Annotated in this window: 13 protein-coding genes; 3 read left to right on the top strand and 10 right to left on the bottom strand. The window is 40.4% G+C overall.

The features are described 5' to 3' along the window. Positions 1 to 403 precede the first annotated feature (403 nt). Complete coding sequence (locus PR833_RS04070) at positions 404 to 1,555, top strand: immunity 26/phosphotriesterase HocA family protein (protein ID WP_014657696.1); 1,152 nt, start codon at positions 404 to 406, stop codon at positions 1,553 to 1,555. A gap of 34 nt (positions 1,556 to 1,589) precedes the next feature. Here PR833_RS04070 and PR833_RS04065 read toward each other — a convergent pair whose 3' ends face one another. From PR833_RS04065 to PR833_RS04050, 4 genes are all read right to left on the bottom strand, one after another. Beyond that, positions 1,590 to 1,937 carry a YfiM family lipoprotein gene (locus tag PR833_RS04065; RefSeq protein ID WP_060560644.1) on the bottom strand — a complete coding sequence of 116 codons (348 nt, stop codon included), beginning with the start codon at positions 1,935 to 1,937 and terminating at the stop codon, positions 1,590 to 1,592. 73 nt (positions 1,938 to 2,010) lie between these two features. Next, positions 2,011 to 3,366, bottom strand: coding sequence for a CDP-diacylglycerol--serine O-phosphatidyltransferase (gene pssA / locus PR833_RS04060; protein ID WP_004917572.1), 1,356 nt, complete (start codon positions 3,364 to 3,366; stop codon positions 2,011 to 2,013). 168 nt (positions 3,367 to 3,534) lie between these two features. Next, positions 3,535 to 6,180, bottom strand: coding sequence for a bifunctional acetate--CoA ligase family protein/GNAT family N-acetyltransferase (locus PR833_RS04055; RefSeq protein WP_014657698.1), 2,646 nt, complete (start codon positions 6,178 to 6,180; stop codon positions 3,535 to 3,537). Positions 6,181 to 6,385: 205 nt separating this feature from the next. Further along, the gene (locus PR833_RS04050) at positions 6,386 to 7,099 is read right to left on the bottom strand and encodes a tRNA-uridine aminocarboxypropyltransferase (RefSeq protein WP_014657699.1); all 714 of its coding nucleotides are present in this window, start codon (positions 7,097 to 7,099) and stop codon (positions 6,386 to 6,388) included. A 180-nt stretch (positions 7,100 to 7,279) separates the two neighbouring features. On the opposite strand from PR833_RS04050, the gene PR833_RS04045 reads away from it, so the two are divergent. Further along, a complete protein-coding gene (locus tag PR833_RS04045; RefSeq protein ID WP_072502896.1) occupies positions 7,280 to 8,323 on the top strand; it encodes a tRNA/rRNA methyltransferase in 1,044 nt (347 codons plus the stop codon). A 122-nt stretch (positions 8,324 to 8,445) separates the two neighbouring features. Next, entirely contained in the window at positions 8,446 to 8,982 is a 537-nt protein-coding gene (locus PR833_RS04040; RefSeq protein WP_272525897.1) for a hypothetical protein, read from the top strand. Here PR833_RS04040 and PR833_RS04035 read toward each other — a convergent pair. The 6 genes from PR833_RS04035 to proX all read right to left on the bottom strand — a co-directional run bounded on the left by PR833_RS04035 (position 8,968) and on the right by proX (position 15,973). Then, a complete protein-coding gene (locus tag PR833_RS04035) occupies positions 8,968 to 9,396 on the bottom strand; it encodes a hypothetical protein (protein WP_053110343.1) in 429 nt (142 codons plus the stop codon). The two genes, PR833_RS04040 and PR833_RS04035, sit on opposite strands and share 15 nt — an antisense overlap. Positions 9,397 to 9,486: 90 nt before the next feature. Continuing rightward, entirely contained in the window at positions 9,487 to 11,022 is a 1,536-nt protein-coding gene (gene emrB / locus PR833_RS04030) for a multidrug efflux MFS transporter permease subunit EmrB (protein ID WP_036943452.1), read from the bottom strand. Between the two features lie 14 nt (positions 11,023 to 11,036). Continuing rightward, the gene (gene emrA / locus PR833_RS04025) at positions 11,037 to 12,218 is read right to left on the bottom strand and encodes a multidrug efflux MFS transporter periplasmic adaptor subunit EmrA (RefSeq protein ID WP_004917588.1); all 1,182 of its coding nucleotides are present in this window, start codon (positions 12,216 to 12,218) and stop codon (positions 11,037 to 11,039) included. A 218-nt stretch (positions 12,219 to 12,436) separates the two neighbouring features. Then, entirely contained in the window at positions 12,437 to 12,961 is a 525-nt protein-coding gene (mprA, locus tag PR833_RS04020; protein ID WP_004917591.1) for a transcriptional repressor MprA, read from the bottom strand. Positions 12,962 to 13,617: 656 nt separating this feature from the next. Continuing rightward, the gene (locus PR833_RS04015) at positions 13,618 to 14,817 is read right to left on the bottom strand and encodes an MFS transporter (protein WP_004917593.1); all 1,200 of its coding nucleotides are present in this window, start codon (positions 14,815 to 14,817) and stop codon (positions 13,618 to 13,620) included. Positions 14,818 to 14,974: 157 nt separating this feature from the next. Beyond that, the gene (gene proX, locus PR833_RS04010) at positions 14,975 to 15,973 is read right to left on the bottom strand and encodes a glycine betaine/L-proline ABC transporter substrate-binding protein ProX (RefSeq protein WP_053110342.1); all 999 of its coding nucleotides are present in this window, start codon (positions 15,971 to 15,973) and stop codon (positions 14,975 to 14,977) included. Between the last annotated feature and the right edge of the window lie 15 nt (positions 15,974 to 15,988).

Genomic DNA, 15,988 nt, shown 5'->3' with positions numbered 1-15,988 from the left:
AGCACGTCATACTGTAATCCTTTTACCTCCACTGTCACCACTAACCCCATTGATGGCTCTTTCTCACCAATCCTGTGCCAGCGAACTGCATATTGGTAGCAAATATATTGAGTAGAGATAAAGGAATGACTCACCATTAGACATTATTTTAATGTTTGATACCATTTTATATGGAATGACTGGTATTTATTTTTTATGGATAGCAATCTGTATCTAAATAACATAATGGTTTAGATCGCTTTATCATACAGAGTACTCGATATCAATTTTATCTACTTATAGGTAAATAACTAGCAAAAATAAAAAAACTTTCTGGTATTGATAGAGGGAATGGATGATGTTGATTACCTACATTTTAGGTATTTTTACAGTTCAAATATTCAGATTTATAGAGGTATAGGTTATGGGTAGTCAATACATGGAAAATATCATCCTCACCAATGATGAAAGAGAGCTTTTTGGCTTGGAATTGATATCCGCTAAATGGGATAGAGTTGAAATCAAAAAAGGGATGGTTGTTTATTTTGATGGTGATGCTATCTGTAAAATTATCTATAACTATGAGCATAGTGGTGAGGGTTTTATCAATACCCTATATATTGAAGAAGATAATTTGATTAAAACGAGAAATAGAGAGTTTGTTTTGCCTAGAACAGCAAAAGGCAAAGAGAAAAAATTAAATTATACATCGATTAATGGAATGAAAAGTACGGGTTGTCGTTTTAGTTTAACTTTAAGCACTTCAGGAATTGGTGCGACGTTAAATGTGACGAATAGCCAAAATAGCCTTCGTTTACCTATTCCATTTCCTCAGCAAATTGGAACTGTTGATGCGTTTCGCCAATGGTTAGCCACATTTGTGTCTTCAAGAGATGAACGTTATTTCTCTAAAGTGGAACGTATGAAAAATGCCCCACGAAAAAATGTTAAATATAAGAATGGCGATATTTTTTGTTATGAAATAGACCTAGAATATTATGGATTTGCTCTGATTATAGGTCAGATCACTAAGATAAAAAAAGCAGGCGTGCTGAAGCAAGAGCATATTTGGAATGATCTCATGACGGTTCCCTTAATTGTTCGAACGTATCAGTTCAAAAGCCAAGAAAAAAATATGCCTATTGAAGAAATTATACAGCACAGCTTATCGGATTCATTTTTCATGATGGATGACCATGTTATGAGAGGTGTATACGAGATTATTGGAAATAAACTTTTAACTGCCGATGATATTGATTTTCCCATTCAAGCGGGAAGATCACTATCTAATGACTCTTTTACTCGATTATGTTGGGGAGTTGGAATAAAAAGCCATCCAAATGAACACGCATCAATGCTACCTAGTGGTATTCAAGATATGGAATTGTTGAGACATGGTGTTAATTTTGGTGTCAGTTTTTCAGAAATAAAAACAGTAGAAAGTCGTAAAACACCGTTGGAAAAACTGGCTTTTGCTCATTTTGGTATATCTGAAGATATAACATTTGATGATTTTAATCGGCAATTCGGCGGTATGACTCGTGAAGAATACGCGCTATATGCGAATAAAAAGTAGGGAGCAAATAAATTTGCTAAATCATTACTGGTTCTTATTTTAAACTTTGATATAAACTATACCCAGCAACGGCTCCAGCGACATCATAAGCAAAGTCATGCCAGCTCCATCCCGTACCATTAGGTCGACTGTCATACAGCTCTTTTGCCGCTCCTAGGGTAATGGAAAATAAAACGCCAAATTGCGCAGCATCTCGATGTTGCCAATTTTGCCTATCAGCATAAGCATTGCCGGCCATCGCCATTGCGGCTGAAAAAGCAAAATGCTGTGCCTTATCCTTACCTTGCCAATTATCATTTGCCCAGTGAGCCCCTGAACAGCCTGTTATCGTAAAAATTAAGCCAACAAGTAAATAAGATAATAATGTTTTTAGCAGATTCATTTGTTTATCAACGGGTCTAATATAAAAAGCACCACTGTCGTGGCGCTTTTTATAGATACAAGATACGGATAAATTACAAAATACGACTGATTAAGCGGTCTACTCTAATTCGTCTTAAGCGGCGAATGAGTTTTTTCACTTTGATTGGATAGGTTTGGATACTATCTAATTCACGATAATGACTCACAATTTTTGTATGAGTGCGAATACAGTCAAGTTCATGCTGACGCTGCTCTTGCATCTCTTGATTTGGGTCGTGAATTAAAACCGCATTTTCAAGATCCAATCCCCACGCTCGTGGGTTAAGATTATTGCCTGTAATAAGTTGCCATTGGCTATCAACCCACATCCCTTTTAAGTGATAAGTATTATCACCATCTTTCCACAGACGAATTGTTAATTGCTTACTATCAACAAATTTTTGTAAGCGGCTAACAAACCGCCGTAGATTAATCTCATAGAGGTACGGCAAAGCCCCAATAATTTTAAATGGCTCTTCAGGGGGAATATAGAAATCATTAGCAGTTTTATCACCAATAATAATTTCCACCTGCTTACCTTCACGTAATAGTCGGCTAATAATCCTAACTAATACGGCTGGAAGATTGAAATAAGGGGTACAGATTGTGAGTTTATTTTGTGTTGAACTCATTAGATGGGTAATTGTTCGGTTTAGGTCATTTTTTTTGCCTAAACCAACTAGAGGCGTGACGGCTAATTCACCATTAGTTGCATTACCCTTAAATTGATATGAGCTTCCTCTAAGTGAAAGACGGAATTGTTTGATGATATTTTTGAATTCGGCGGTTTTGGGTCTGTTTGCCTTATTCAATAGCTGAATCGCATCCGATTTTAGTAAGGCATCATCAATATAAGTCTTCATTGATGTCGTTAATGCCTTATTTTTGATCAGCTGATACCGGTCGTAGCGATATCTTTCATGGCGCTGTAGATAGACATCATTAATACTAGCGCCACTGTACAATAAAGTATCATCAAAGATAAAACCTTTTAGATGCAAGACACCTAAGGCTTCCCGTGTATTCACAGGAATACCATAAATAGGGATATCAATGTCCGGGTATTGTTGCGAAACATCATAGTACCAGTCTGCATTCGTTGAATTAGCGGCTGCACCAATTCTTCCTCGTTGCGCACGGTGCCAATCAACAAGTATTTTAATCTCTAATGATGGATTCGCTTGCTTAGCGGCATACAGTGCATGAAGAATATCTTTACCTGCATCATCTTGCTCTAAATATAACGCAGTGATGTAGATGCAATGTTGAGCAATAGATATTTGTTCAAGTAGAGCATCACGAAAATCTTCTGTCTTATATAGCGTTTTAACATCAGCAATAGACTGAGCCAGTTTAGGTAAACTCGCTAAATATTGTTGATGTTTTGCTTGTTTTAATTTTGACAACATCACAGTGTAAATTTTCTCTTAATTAGTCTAATAGCAAATCGCTTGTATAAATATACTCTCAGGTATTGGTAAGCGAATGATCTGTCGATGATAGCATACTTAGCCAAACCATTTAGAATAAATTAAAAACCTGTTTAATTGTTGTACAGGTTTATTTAGGCTATCGGGTTATAAATGTAATGTTAAGTTTACAACCCCATCTTCAAATTGAACGTCAATCTCGAAACCTAACTTTTTCGCTAGGCTGATCATATTACGGTTTTCGGGCATCGTGATTGCTGTCAATTTTTTTATACCATGTGAACGGGTATAGCTCAGTAATTTAGTCATTAATTGATAGCCAAGAGTTAGCCCTTTCATATCCGATCTGACGAGAACCGCAAATTCTGCCTCTTGGTTATCAGGATCTGCCATTGCGCGAGTCACCCCTATAATTTCAGGGTTTGAATCAGGATCCCTAACAGCCACGAATGCCATTTCGCGGTCATAATCAATTTGCGTCATATTGGCGAGATCATCATGCGTAAACTCACTGATTTCACTAAAATAACGATAATAAAGATCCTCTTTAGTCACTTGCTCAATAAATGATTTTAATAGTGGTTCATCTTCCGGCAATATTGGTCTTAGCAAACAAGTGAGATCATCTTTGAGTGAGATAGTTTCTTCTAGTTCGCTTGGATAAGGGCGGATCGCTAACCTTGATTTTTGGTTCTCTTGCTCTGGAATTAATGTCATTGAGACATCAAGTAAAGTGAATTCATCTCCAGAGGCGAGTAACGGATGAATATCTAGTCGTGCAATATTTGGGCAATCAATAATTAGGTTTGAAACCCTCACCAGCAAACTCGCCAGCCCTGGGATATTGAGTGGTGCCAGTGCACTGCGCGCTTTGATTTTATAGCCTTTAATGGCTTGAATAACTAGGTATCGCGCTAGGGCCAAATTCAATGGTGGTAAAGCGACCGCAGCTTGGCTCTCTTGTTGCCATTCAATACCGCCTTCCCCTAGCATAATTAATGGGCCGAAGACGGGATCAAGTTCAACGGCAATACGCAACTCTTGGGCGCCAGCACGGTTCGCCATACTTTGCACCAGTAAACCTTCGATACGTGCATTGGGGAAATTGGTGGATACACGCTCCATAATGGCTTTAGCAGCATCTCCCACTTCTTTAGCATTACGTAAGTAGAGCATTACCCCTTGTACTTCTGATTTATGCACAATATCTGGTGAACGTAACTTTAATGCGACGGGGTAGCCAATTTTCTCTGCAATTTCAATTGCCTCATCACTAGAATGAGCTATCCAAGTTGGTAGGCTGTTTAAACCATAAGCCTGTAAAATAGGCTGAACTTCATGTGTGTCTAAGTGTAAGTTGTTATTTTGTAGAGCCTGTTGAATATATTCATGTGCTTGCTGAGTGTTGGCTGTGATACCAATTGGGAGCGCTGGCGTTTCTTTTAACTGTTTTTGGTTGCGTCGGTACTCGACCATATGCATGTATGCGGTTATCGCGCCTTCAGGTGTACGATATGTTGGTATCCCTGCTTCACTAAAGAGCCGACGTGAGGTTTGTGATGAGTATTCGCCACACCAGTTAGTTAGTATGGTTAACCACTTACCTCTTGGATGCTGCTTAATGGTTTTGATGACTTTTTCTGCCATTGTCTTGCTTTCTGTTATGGCACTAGGTGTATAGATCAATAACAGTGCATCATGGTCATGGCTATCGAGCATTTTGTTCAATACGTTAATATAGCGATCAACGGTGGCATCATCACCTAGGTCGATAGGATTTTGGGTTGAGAGGTCAAGGGGAAGGAGTGAACTAAGTTCATTTTCTGTTTCTTGACTTAAGGTAGCGAGCTTACCGTTTCGTTGCAGTAGCTCATCTAAAGCCATCGCCGCAGGGGCGGCGCCATTACTAATGATAGATAGGCGCTCCCCTCGTAGAGGCGTCATATAGCTTAGGGTTTCAACCGCAGAAAACATTTCATGAGTATCTTGTACTCGAAGCAGCCCTGCACGCTGGATGGCAGCATCGTATGCCGCATCAAGACTTGGTTTTTCACCGAGTAGTTGTTGAGCTTTTCGGGTACGACCGCTTTTTATTACTAGAATTGGCTTATTCCGTGATGCGCTACGTGAGGCGGAAAGAAAACGACGTGCATCGCTAATATTTTCAAGATAGAGCAAAATAGCACTCGTTTTACTGTCGCGAGCCAGATAATCCAGTAAATCATCAATATCGATATCAATGCTATCACCCAAGGCGATAAAGTAAGAAAAGCCAATATCTCGGTGACGCGCCCAATCCAGTACGGTATTAGAAACGGCAGCGGATTGAGAGATAAAGGCTAATTTCCCTTTTAGGATTGGGATCGGTGAAAAACTCGCATTAAGCCCTTGCCATGGAGCCAGTATACCGAGGCTATTTGGACCGAGTAGCCTTATTTGATATTGCTGGGCGATTTTCTTGAGTTCAGCGAATTGAATTGAAGGAGATGATAAAATAATAACCACATTACAGCCATATTCACCGAGCTGTTTTAAACATTCAGGGTTTTTCGAATGGTGAGTACAGATGACCGCAAGATCTGGTTTTAAAGGCAATTTATCGATGGATGGGTAAGCTAGCACGCCAAGAATAGAGCTTCGGTTAGGGTTGACAGGGAGAATAGGCCCCTTAAAACCATTAGTTAATAAGTTTTTCATCATTACCGAACCTGCACGATTCGGATTTTCAGAAGCACCAATCACAGCGATCGATTTTGGTCTAAATAACGATTCTAACTGACTCAGTAAACCCATGGCAGATAACCTTTTGCTTTAGTGAGCGAAAACACCGTTCAAAGAATATTGAGAAGCCAAGTAATACTATGCCGTATCTGATAATTAGTGCTAGTTTATCCTGTTTATTTAATGGAATTATCTAATGATGTTCACGTTTTAAACTGCTAACTATCCTAAAGTTGCATGACGTTCATCTTTGTAGATAAACAATCGCTTATTTTTTCTACTCACTTTGAGTTAGCTGCTTTTCTGCTTGGCGCATTTGTGCGAGTGGATGATGCGGCTTGCCTTCCAAGTATTTGTCTCTAAATAGGTTAAAATGGTTGAAGAGCTGTTTAGAAGCGGAAGTATCTCCTGCTAGCTCAAGGAGTGTTGCTGCAACTTCTGCTGTGCAGTGTTGATCCTCTTTTGAAGGGGTACGCAATAAATAATCTGTTCGTGCTTTTGTATTGATTGATAATACAGGGATCTGGTCAAGATAAGGGCTTTTACGGAACATTTTGCGTGCTTCTGGCCATGTACCGTCTAATAAAATAAATAATGCAGGTTTATCTGAAACGGTTGGCTGGTTGACTACCGTTCTTCCACTTTGAGCATAACTTTCAGGGAAAATAATATAAGGCTGCCGTGTTGGGTCTTGAATCGCAGCAAGGAGTTGTGGGTCTGGATCGGTTCTTGACCACTGGAAAGCCAGCGTATTCGGTAAAATATCTGCGATCAGTTTTCCTGTATTACTTGGTTTAAAGACCTCTCCCTCATACATGATTAAACAGAATTGGCTCTTAGCGTGGACTGGGACAATTTCTTGGCACAGGCATTGTGGAACGGGAAGTAGGCAATAATGACAGCGTTTAACGCGACACCCTCGTGCTTTAAAGGGTTTCGTTGAGGCGGTCAGGCGTTCTTGGCGTAATGTATAAACGGCATTTTTAGTCATGTTGGGTGCAGCTTTTGATATTGTACGGTTTTGATAAAACAAAGCGCGTATTGTACGTAAATCCGTTAAATGACGATAGAAGTATATTCGGCATCTTTTAGATGCAATAATAGCGTGAATCAGTGGCGTAGCTCGGCAACATCATGTAACCTTCGCGCCATAGCTTTGTAGGGGATAGCAATGAACGACTCGAATGATTTTAATGGTAAGAATGGTAAAGTAAAAGTGATGTATGTCCGTAGCGAAGGCCAAGATGATGGTCATAGCAAAGGCAAGCGTCAACAAGATAATAAGCGCACGAATGATAGAAGAGGTGGCGGCGGACGTCGCAATGAGCGTTCAGGTCGTTTTGATGATAGAAAAAGCCAACCACCTCGTGAGCACTCCGCTTGGCGCACCGTATCGAAGCCAAATAGTGATGAGTTAATCCATGATCATGGTGGGATTGCCGGTAAAAGCCAGATTGACCCTGAGCAATTGCGTAAACAGCGTTTAGAAGAAACGCGTATTTATGGTGAAAATGCGTGTCAGGCGATGTTTAAAAATCGCCCAGAAGCGATTGTTCGTGCATGGTTCCTACAATCAGTCACACCTCGTTTTCGTGATGCGCTAAAGTGGATGGCTGCTAACCGTAAAGCATACCATGTGGTTGATGATGAAGAATTAACGAAAGCATCTGGAACAGAGCACCACGGCGGCGTCTGTTTTCTGATTAAAAAACGCGGTGGTATGAGTGTGGAAACTTATCTGCAACAAGCACCCGCAAAAGATTGTGTTTTGGCGTTAGAAGATGTCGGTAATCCACATAACTTAGGTGGCATCATGCGTAGTTGTGCGCACTTTGGCGTGCAAGGTGTGATTTTACAAGATGCGGGCGTTGTGGAGTCTGGTGCTGCGATTCGAACGGCTGAAGGTGGCGCTGAACATATCAAAGCGATTGATGCTGATGGTCTGAGTAACACGTTAAGCCAATTCCGCCAAGCTGGTTATACGATTGTAACGACATCAAGCCATAAAGGTAGCCAAGATATTGCGAAGGCTAAGTTGCCAGCAAAAATGGTGTTAGTCTTAGGCCAAGAGCGTGATGGCTTGAGCGACAGCGTATGGAACGAGGGGGATATGAGCCTGTATATTGGTGGTACAGGTAAAGTTGAGAGCCTCAATGTTTCCGTTGCGACGGGGATTATGTTGGCACAATGGTGGCAACAGAATAAAGCTAACTAGTTATTTTAATTAATAAATAAAACTGCATATGAAAGGTGAAATTATCGCCAATTAATATGCAGTTTTTTTATTATTAGGCTCTAAGCAATGTGCGTACAACATTATTTGATGGAGAGATAGGAATGAAAATTCCGTCGTACTTAACCCATGATTTCCCCTCAATACAGGGTAACGGAGAATTGACCGAGGTTTATTTTGGCTCACAATCGACAGAGGATACGTTTGAAATTTGGTTCACGGGTGAGGTGATTTCTGTCGATGGGGAAACACACCCTTATATCATGGAAACTGATAGTCATCCCCTAATAATAATTGCTAAACACTCTGTATCAGGTCAAACATTCTTGCTGTTTGATGGCACAATTCATGGGGATGATGCGATGTTTTGTGATCAACCTTATGATGAGCCTCTTGAGCAGTTATCACCAATAAAATATGACTTTCCCCCAGCGATTTTGAAGCTCTCCTTTTTTTATAATATTGATTATGAAGATGAAAAAGAGAGCTATGAGTTTGATGCGATGGGAAATGTTATGCTATTGAATGGGCTGAGTATGCCATGGGAGCAAGTCAAATGTGACGGTTTTGATGCCTTTGCACTTTCTGTGATTGATACGCAAGGTATAGAGCATGAAATTGTGAATTTAGAACTCGCTTAATAATTCAGTGAGATAATTTAGTTCATGGTCTAAAAACTCTTCTTTAGGGTAATTGCAGGAAAATGCTTCCAATATATGATTGATAAAAGATTTGATATCTAAACGCGTGAGAGGCGTGGGCTTGCTGATAATTTTATAAGCAGCTGAAATCTCATTTAAACTTAGACAATATTCATAGTAGCCTACCTGAATGGCGTCGCTAATTTGTTGGGGTAAAGTAGTAAAATCGAGATCATCTTCTTCAAGTTTTAGCTGCATATAAGTGAAAACATCTTCAAGAATATCAAAGGAATGTTCTTCTTGATAGCGATTAACATAGGTAATAAGTTTACGGCGATATTGCTCTGCTTCTCCTTCGCTGATTGAGTTAATTAGGGCAAGTAACTCGCTATTTTCAATCCATGATTTCAACATTTTTTTCCTCGTTATAGTGTATAAATACTGTCATGTTGGTGAATAAAATAAGGTCTCATATTGAATCTATGAGACCTTATTAATTAGAGTTTAGTGTGCTCCGCCACCTTTAGAGCCTGCGCCAAAAGGTGGTTTGGCGAACCAAACAATGACCATGAGCAAAATAAAGATCCCTGCAGATAACCAGAAAATTTCATTTGCAGATAAGATCAGCCCTTGGTCGGTAATTGTTTTCGCTAAATAGGCGGCACTTTGCTGCTCATTCATACCAATTTGGGCTAATTCACTGTACATATGTTGAGAATTTGGATTGTACGGGTTAATAAACTCCGTCAGATTCTCATGGTGCATCGCTTCGCGTTGTGTCCACATTGTGGTTGTAATGGATGTACCAATCGCACCCGCTAATGTCCGTGTGAAGTTAGATAAACTTGATGCTGAGGCCATTTTTTCAGGAGGAAGCCCTGATAAAGTAATGGTCGTCAATGGCATAAAGAAACAGGCAATCGCTAGCCCCTGCACAAATTGTGGCCATGCCGCGGCGGCAAATCCCATATCCGGCTCAAATGTATAAGCACGCCAATAGTAACAAACAGCATAAACAATAAAGCTAAAGGTTACGATATAACGCATATCAATGCGATTACCGAAACGTCCAATAATTGGTGTGATCAACAAGGGCAATAAGCCTACTGGGGCGGAAGCAAGACCCGCCCAGGTTGCTGTATAACCATAAACTTCCTGTAGGAGTTGGGGAAGTAGTACGATTGTTCCGAAGTAGAGCATATATGCAAGACTAAGCGATAAACAACCGATGGTGAAGTTGCGCTCCTTAAATAACGAAAGATCAATGACAGGGTGATCGTCAGTGAGTTCCCAAACAATTAAGAACGATATCGCAACAACAGCAATGACGGTCAGCACAATAATTTCAGTGGAATTAAACCAATCTAGCTCTTTCCCTTGGTCTAGCATGATTTGCAGGGCACCAATACCGATAACTAGCAGTACTAGCCCGATAGTATCAATGGGTTGAATAGAAATTTTGGTTTCACGCCCTTTTAGTGTCTGCATAATGGCAAAGATAATTGCGATACTAAATGGAACGTTGATAAAGAATATCCAACCCCAATGATAATTATCACTGATGTAGCCACCCAATATTGGCCCACAAATTGGCGCGATAACGATGGTCATTGACCAAAGCGCCAAGGCCATATTCCGTTTGGCAGGGGGGTAGTTATTGAGCAATAAACTTTGGGATAGGGGAATTAATGGCCCCGCAACCAGCCCTTGTAACACACGGAATAAAATCAGCATTTCAAGGCTGCCAGAGATACCACATAACCATGAAGTTAGTGCAAATAGGCCTGTCGACCATAAAAATAGCCTAACTTCACCAATCCTGCGGGCTAACCATCCAGTAATAGGAATTGAAATCGCATTTGCCACACCAAAAGAGGTAATTACCCACGTTCCCTGCGAGTTAGAGGCGCCAAGATTACCTGCAATCGTTGGAATGGCAACGTTAGCAATTGTTGAATCAAGTACTTGCATAAATGTGGCCAATGACAGAGCAATGGTCATCCACGCGAGTTTTGATCCTGTTAACGGTGTATTTGTCACAATTACACCTCGGATTATTTGTTGCCTGAGTTATTGTTAATAATCTCAGTAACTATTTTGTCTGCAGGAGACATATCTATGGCAAGTGCAGAGGTGTGATATGCAGGCGCTTCACGCATACCTTTTGATAGCACTTTGCCATCTTTATTAAGCGTGTCTACCGTCACTTCTGTCGATAAGCCAATACGTAATGGATATTGCTCCAATTGAGCCGGGTCTAATACGATACGGACGGGTAAGCGTTGAACTACTTTGATCCAATTCCCTGTAGCGTTTTGAGCAGGCAGTAATGAAAATGCGCTACCTGTTCCCATATCTAACCCTGCTACGGTGCCATTGAAAACAATATTTTTACCATAAAAATCAGTCGTTACTTTAACGGGCTGTCCAATGCGCATATCGGCAAGTTGGGTTTCTTTGAAATTGGCATCAATCCACATACCTTCAGAAGGAACGATAGCCATCAACGGTGTTGAAGTCGTAATTTGTGAGCCGACTTGTACGCTACGGCGTGAGACATAACCATCCACAGGGCTGACAATTTTAGTTCTCTGCAATGCTAACCATGTGTTCCTAACTTCTGTTGCGGCAGCTTCGACAGCCGGCTGTTTTTCGAGTGGAGTATCTAGAATGATCGCTTTGTTTGCATTGAGTTGCTCAATAGCCACTTCGAGCGCTGCTTTAGCGCTGACAACGGCTTCGCGAGCGTGTTGCAGTTCTTCTTTCCCGATTAGGTTACTGCTGCCAAGGACTTCACGGCGTTTTAAATCGTTTTGTAGACTAATTAGCTCAGAGCGCTTCATATCAATATTCGCTTGATATTGGCGGCTATTCACTATCTGCTGGTGGGTTTGACGAACGCTGTTTGCTAAAGTGGTTTTGGCTTTTTCTAATGCAAGTTGAGCATCTCGAGGGTCAAGCTCTACTAATACTGTACCGCTTTTGACGAAATCGGTGTTATCGACATTCACCGTCATAACACTGCCAGAAATTTGAGATTGAATTTGAACTTGGTTACCTGCAACGTAAGCGTTATCAGTCGTTTCATAATGGCGTAAAACAAGGAACCAGTATATTGCCCAGCCAACGCCAATAGCAATAAAAAGGAATGTGAGAAACATTAAAGCATTTCTGCGTTTTCTTTTTTTATTTGGTTGTGGATTTTGGGTTGGTTGCATTTCCTCATGGGCACTCATTGGGTGTTTCTCCGCTCATCGGCATTTTAGATCACGAATGTTCCCAGCAGTTAACATTAACCACTGGAAACTAAGACAACAATTGAAATATTTGCTTGATGGGATATCGTAAGCACAAGTTAGAAAGGATAACGAAATCTTTCAGACAGAAAAGTCTTTTTTCGCCTTTTTGCTTATAAATGCCTCAAATACATTACCCACAAAAATACAATGGTTAATTATTTACTATAATCTTTAACAGTATCTAGCTTTATTAGCAACTTACGCATCAACTTATTCAGTTGTTGTTGTTCTTCAGCATCTAATACTGACCAAATATCTTTTAAGGCTGCATGCTGAGGAGGCAATAACCCTGCTAAAAATTCAGAGCCTTTTTCAGTTAGGTGAAGATGCAAACAACGACGGTCATTGTGACTTTCTTTACGTTCAATCCAACCATTTTTTTCCAGTTCATCGGCAATACGGGTTGCATTAGTGCGTGAGGATCCCAAAGCAGCGCTTAGCTCAGAAGGTTGAATACTGCGGGAATCTTTTGTATCTAGGATCATTAACGCCATAAACAGTGTTTCATTAATCCCTTGAGCTTTGAGCATATTATTACGAGACTCAAGGAGCTTGCCATGAACATGCATACAAAGGCGTGTTAGGAGGATCTCCTGATAGGGAATGGGATTGCTGTGTGAACTTTGCTGTGCGACGCGAGCATTAAGTAACTCTTCAGTCGGAGTAAATGAACTTTCCATTATTTAGATACCTTATTAGTTTCAGTTGGTAAGATTACAACTGTCATCAACCATCTAAATGGTATATCAAAAGCTAAAATTAGCAATTGTAGTTAATTGATACCATCAAATTTATTTTGATAATGATACATAATTCATAAATTTTATGAATGTAATTTGCTAAATTTAGTATAGCTTAATTATACTCTTCTGCCTTTTAAATTATTTACGTATAATAAAATCATCATTTTGCTTTATTTTTCATCATGATAATAACCGAGTAAAACAAAATAAAATCACGTAATTATACTGCTGCACTCTCCTTAGTGTCATGATTTCATGACATTTGTAAACCTTTCCTCTGTTACTTAGTATTGTTAGGTGACAACTAACATATTGATTACAATAACTACAAGAAATAGTAATTTATATAAATTACATTATAACTTTATAGAAAGGTATATTTTTTGTTTAACTGTGTCATTTGATGATTTTTGCCTATGTAATTATTGCAAAATAAAATCATTGGCAAAAATTTGTGATTATAAAGAGAGAACGCGGAGAATGAGATATTAAGTATAAATTAAGTATTTTTACCGATGCATTATATTTTCTGATAGATTTATGGCAGGGTTTATAAAGAGTGCCTAAAAAAAGACACTCCTTGCGAGTATATTTTATTCATCGGATGGGTATATGGTGGGGTCAAAGCGAATACCTATTGCCCAAATAATCAAACTGATCACACATAATATGCCGCCAGCGATGGCAACGCCTTCCCAACCTGCTTTTTCGTAAGCATAGCCAGATAATAAAGAGCCAAGTGCACCACCAATAAAATAGCTCGTCATATAGCCTGCGGTAATACGATTACGCGCATCAGGTAAAATACGGTATAGAGTACTTTGGTTAGTGACATGGACAGCTTGAATAGCCAGGTCAAGTATTAAGACGCCAATAATAAAAGCAATCAGTGAATCCTTTGCAAATCCAATTGGGATCCATGACAGAAGCAATAAAATTAAGCCGATGGTTGTCACTCGTTTTCCTTTACCTTTATCGACGAGATGACCAGCTTGGGAAGCCATGAATGCTCCGGCAGCACCAACTAAGCCAAAAAGGCCGATAGTTCCTTCTGAAAAACTAAAAGGTGGGCTGGCAAGTAGAAAAGCCATGGCAGTCCAAAGTAATGCGAAATTGGCGAAGGATAGGGCGCCCAATAGCGCACGAACGGCCAACACAGGGGTTCCAAAAAAGAGTCGACCTATTGAAAACAGCAACTGGAAGTAATTTAGGTTTGCTTTTTGATGATAACGAGGCAGTTTAATCGCAAGCACAATAATTAAGATAATAAGTAGGGCAAAAGCGACCCAATAAATGGTTCGCCATCCTCCTACCATAGCGACGGCGCCGGAAATTGTTCTAGCGAGTAAGATCCCTAATAGCAATCCACTCATGATGATACCGACAGATTTCCCTCTTTGATGAGGTTTTGCCAGCGAGGCTGCCATTGGGATGAGCACTTGAGCAACAACTGAAAATAGCCCTGTGAGTGCCGTTCCAACAAGAATTTGCCAGATATTATTTGAGAGCGCGGTGATAAGTAAGCCGATAGCTGACAAGGATGTCATTGTTAATATCAGGCCTTTACGCTCAAAGATATCACCTAGGGGAACTAAAAAAAGTAGACCTACTGCATAGCCTAATTGGGCGACAGTCACAATAAACCCCGCCATATTTGTGGTCAGGTTAAATTGAGTGGCGATAGTGTCTAGAAGGGGTTGCGCGTAGTAGTTACTAGCAACGACGAGGCCTGTTGCGATGGCCATTAATATGACTAAACCCGGAGTGAGTTCTGCTTGTGGTGCCTTATTCATTCAATATCTACTCATCATTCATAAGGCCTCTACTATAAAACAATTTTGAGTTATGAATGGGAACATTTTATCTATTAATAAAATAATTCTATAAGTTGGAGAGCGTGCAAAGAAGCCACCTAAAAAGGTGGCTTAGAAGACTCATCACTGGCAGATATTATTTTTCAGCAGCTTTGCGTGCTTGCTCTACCCAACCATCAAAAGTGGATTGATGGGCTTTGATCCACGCATCGGTGTGACGGCGAATATCCGATTGCGAAGCTTCTCCATTATGCATTCTCAAGTTTTGAGCGTTGATATCTGCAATAGGGAGTTTCATGATCTCGAATAACTTAGCTGCCGCAGGGTTCTTTTCGGCCCATTTTTTATTGGCGACGATATGCATTGTGTTTGGTGGGAAGCCGTAATTTTTACCGTTCGGTAATGCGGTGTCGGTTTTGTCACCATTTGGCATTGATGAGAACGGTACTTCTAACCAAACCACATCACGACCTGGTTTGAGCACATCACTGATCCAGTAAGGCGTCCATGTGTAGTACAGGATAGGTTTACCTTCTTTGTAACGAGTGATGGTGTCTGCCATCATAGCGGCGTAGTTGCCTTGATTGTGCTCAACGGTTTTTTCTAAACCATAAGCTTTTAGATGGTTGTTAATCGCCGCTTCACAGCCCCAGCCTGGGTTACAACCCGTTAGGTCTGCTTTACCATTACCATCGGTATCGAATAATTTGGCTATTTTTGGATCTTTTAACTGATCAATATTGGTGATTTTGTATTTTTCGGCGGTTTTCTTATCGATGAGATAACCTTGTGCCGCATTCACGACATAATCACCTTGGCGGTAAAAGACCTTATCACCCCCTGCCGCGTTATATTGTGCATCATGTAATGGCACCCAGCTTACCGCCAAATAGGTTGCATCCCCATTGGCAATGGAAGCATAAGCCACATTGTAGTCGACCTCTTTAATCGGCTCGACTTCATAACCGAGTTTCTCAAGGGCTTTTGCCACTAACAGCGTTTGGAACGTTTCTTCGCTGATGGTACTTTGTACCGGGGTGATTTTTACCCCTTTACCGGGAAGATCTTCTGCATGAGCAAATGGAACGGCAAGTAAGGCTGTCAGGGCAGTTGCCAATATCATTGGTTTTTTCATTATTGATACCTCTGT

The sequence above is a fragment of the Providencia sp. PROV189 genome (assembly GCF_028480065.1).
GTDB lineage: Bacteria > Pseudomonadota > Gammaproteobacteria > Enterobacterales > Enterobacteriaceae > Providencia > Providencia stuartii.
This window is presented reverse-complemented; position numbering and strand designations above follow the sequence as displayed.

What these genes read in the sequence shown, in the direction of transcription:
- PR833_RS04050 (WP_014657699.1), bottom strand. Translation starts at nt 7,099, where the DNA reads ATGACTAAAAATGCCGTTTATACATTACGCCAAGAACGCCTGACCGCC.
- emrA (WP_004917588.1), bottom strand. Translation starts at nt 12,218, where the DNA reads ATGAGTGCCCATGAGGAAATGCAACCAACCCAAAATCCACAACCAAAT.
- PR833_RS04065 (WP_060560644.1), bottom strand. Translation starts at nt 1,937, where the DNA reads ATGAATCTGCTAAAAACATTATTATCTTATTTACTTGTTGGCTTAATT.
- PR833_RS04055 (WP_014657698.1), bottom strand. Translation starts at nt 6,180, where the DNA reads ATGGGTTTACTGAGTCAGTTAGAATCGTTATTTAGACCAAAATCGATC.
- mprA (WP_004917591.1), bottom strand. Translation starts at nt 12,961, where the DNA reads ATGGAAAGTTCATTTACTCCGACTGAAGAGTTACTTAATGCTCGCGTC.
- PR833_RS04040 (WP_272525897.1), top strand. Translation starts at nt 8,446, where the DNA reads ATGAAAATTCCGTCGTACTTAACCCATGATTTCCCCTCAATACAGGGT.
- proX (WP_053110342.1), bottom strand. Translation starts at nt 15,973, where the DNA reads ATGAAAAAACCAATGATATTGGCAACTGCCCTGACAGCCTTACTTGCC.
- PR833_RS04035 (WP_053110343.1), bottom strand. Translation starts at nt 9,396, where the DNA reads ATGTTGAAATCATGGATTGAAAATAGCGAGTTACTTGCCCTAATTAAC.
- PR833_RS04015 (WP_004917593.1), bottom strand. Translation starts at nt 14,817, where the DNA reads ATGAATAAGGCACCACAAGCAGAACTCACTCCGGGTTTAGTCATATTA.
- PR833_RS04045 (WP_072502896.1), top strand. Translation starts at nt 7,280, where the DNA reads ATGAACGACTCGAATGATTTTAATGGTAAGAATGGTAAAGTAAAAGTG.
- pssA (WP_004917572.1), bottom strand. Translation starts at nt 3,366, where the DNA reads ATGTTGTCAAAATTAAAACAAGCAAAACATCAACAATATTTAGCGAGT.
- PR833_RS04070 (WP_014657696.1), top strand. Translation starts at nt 404, where the DNA reads ATGGGTAGTCAATACATGGAAAATATCATCCTCACCAATGATGAAAGA.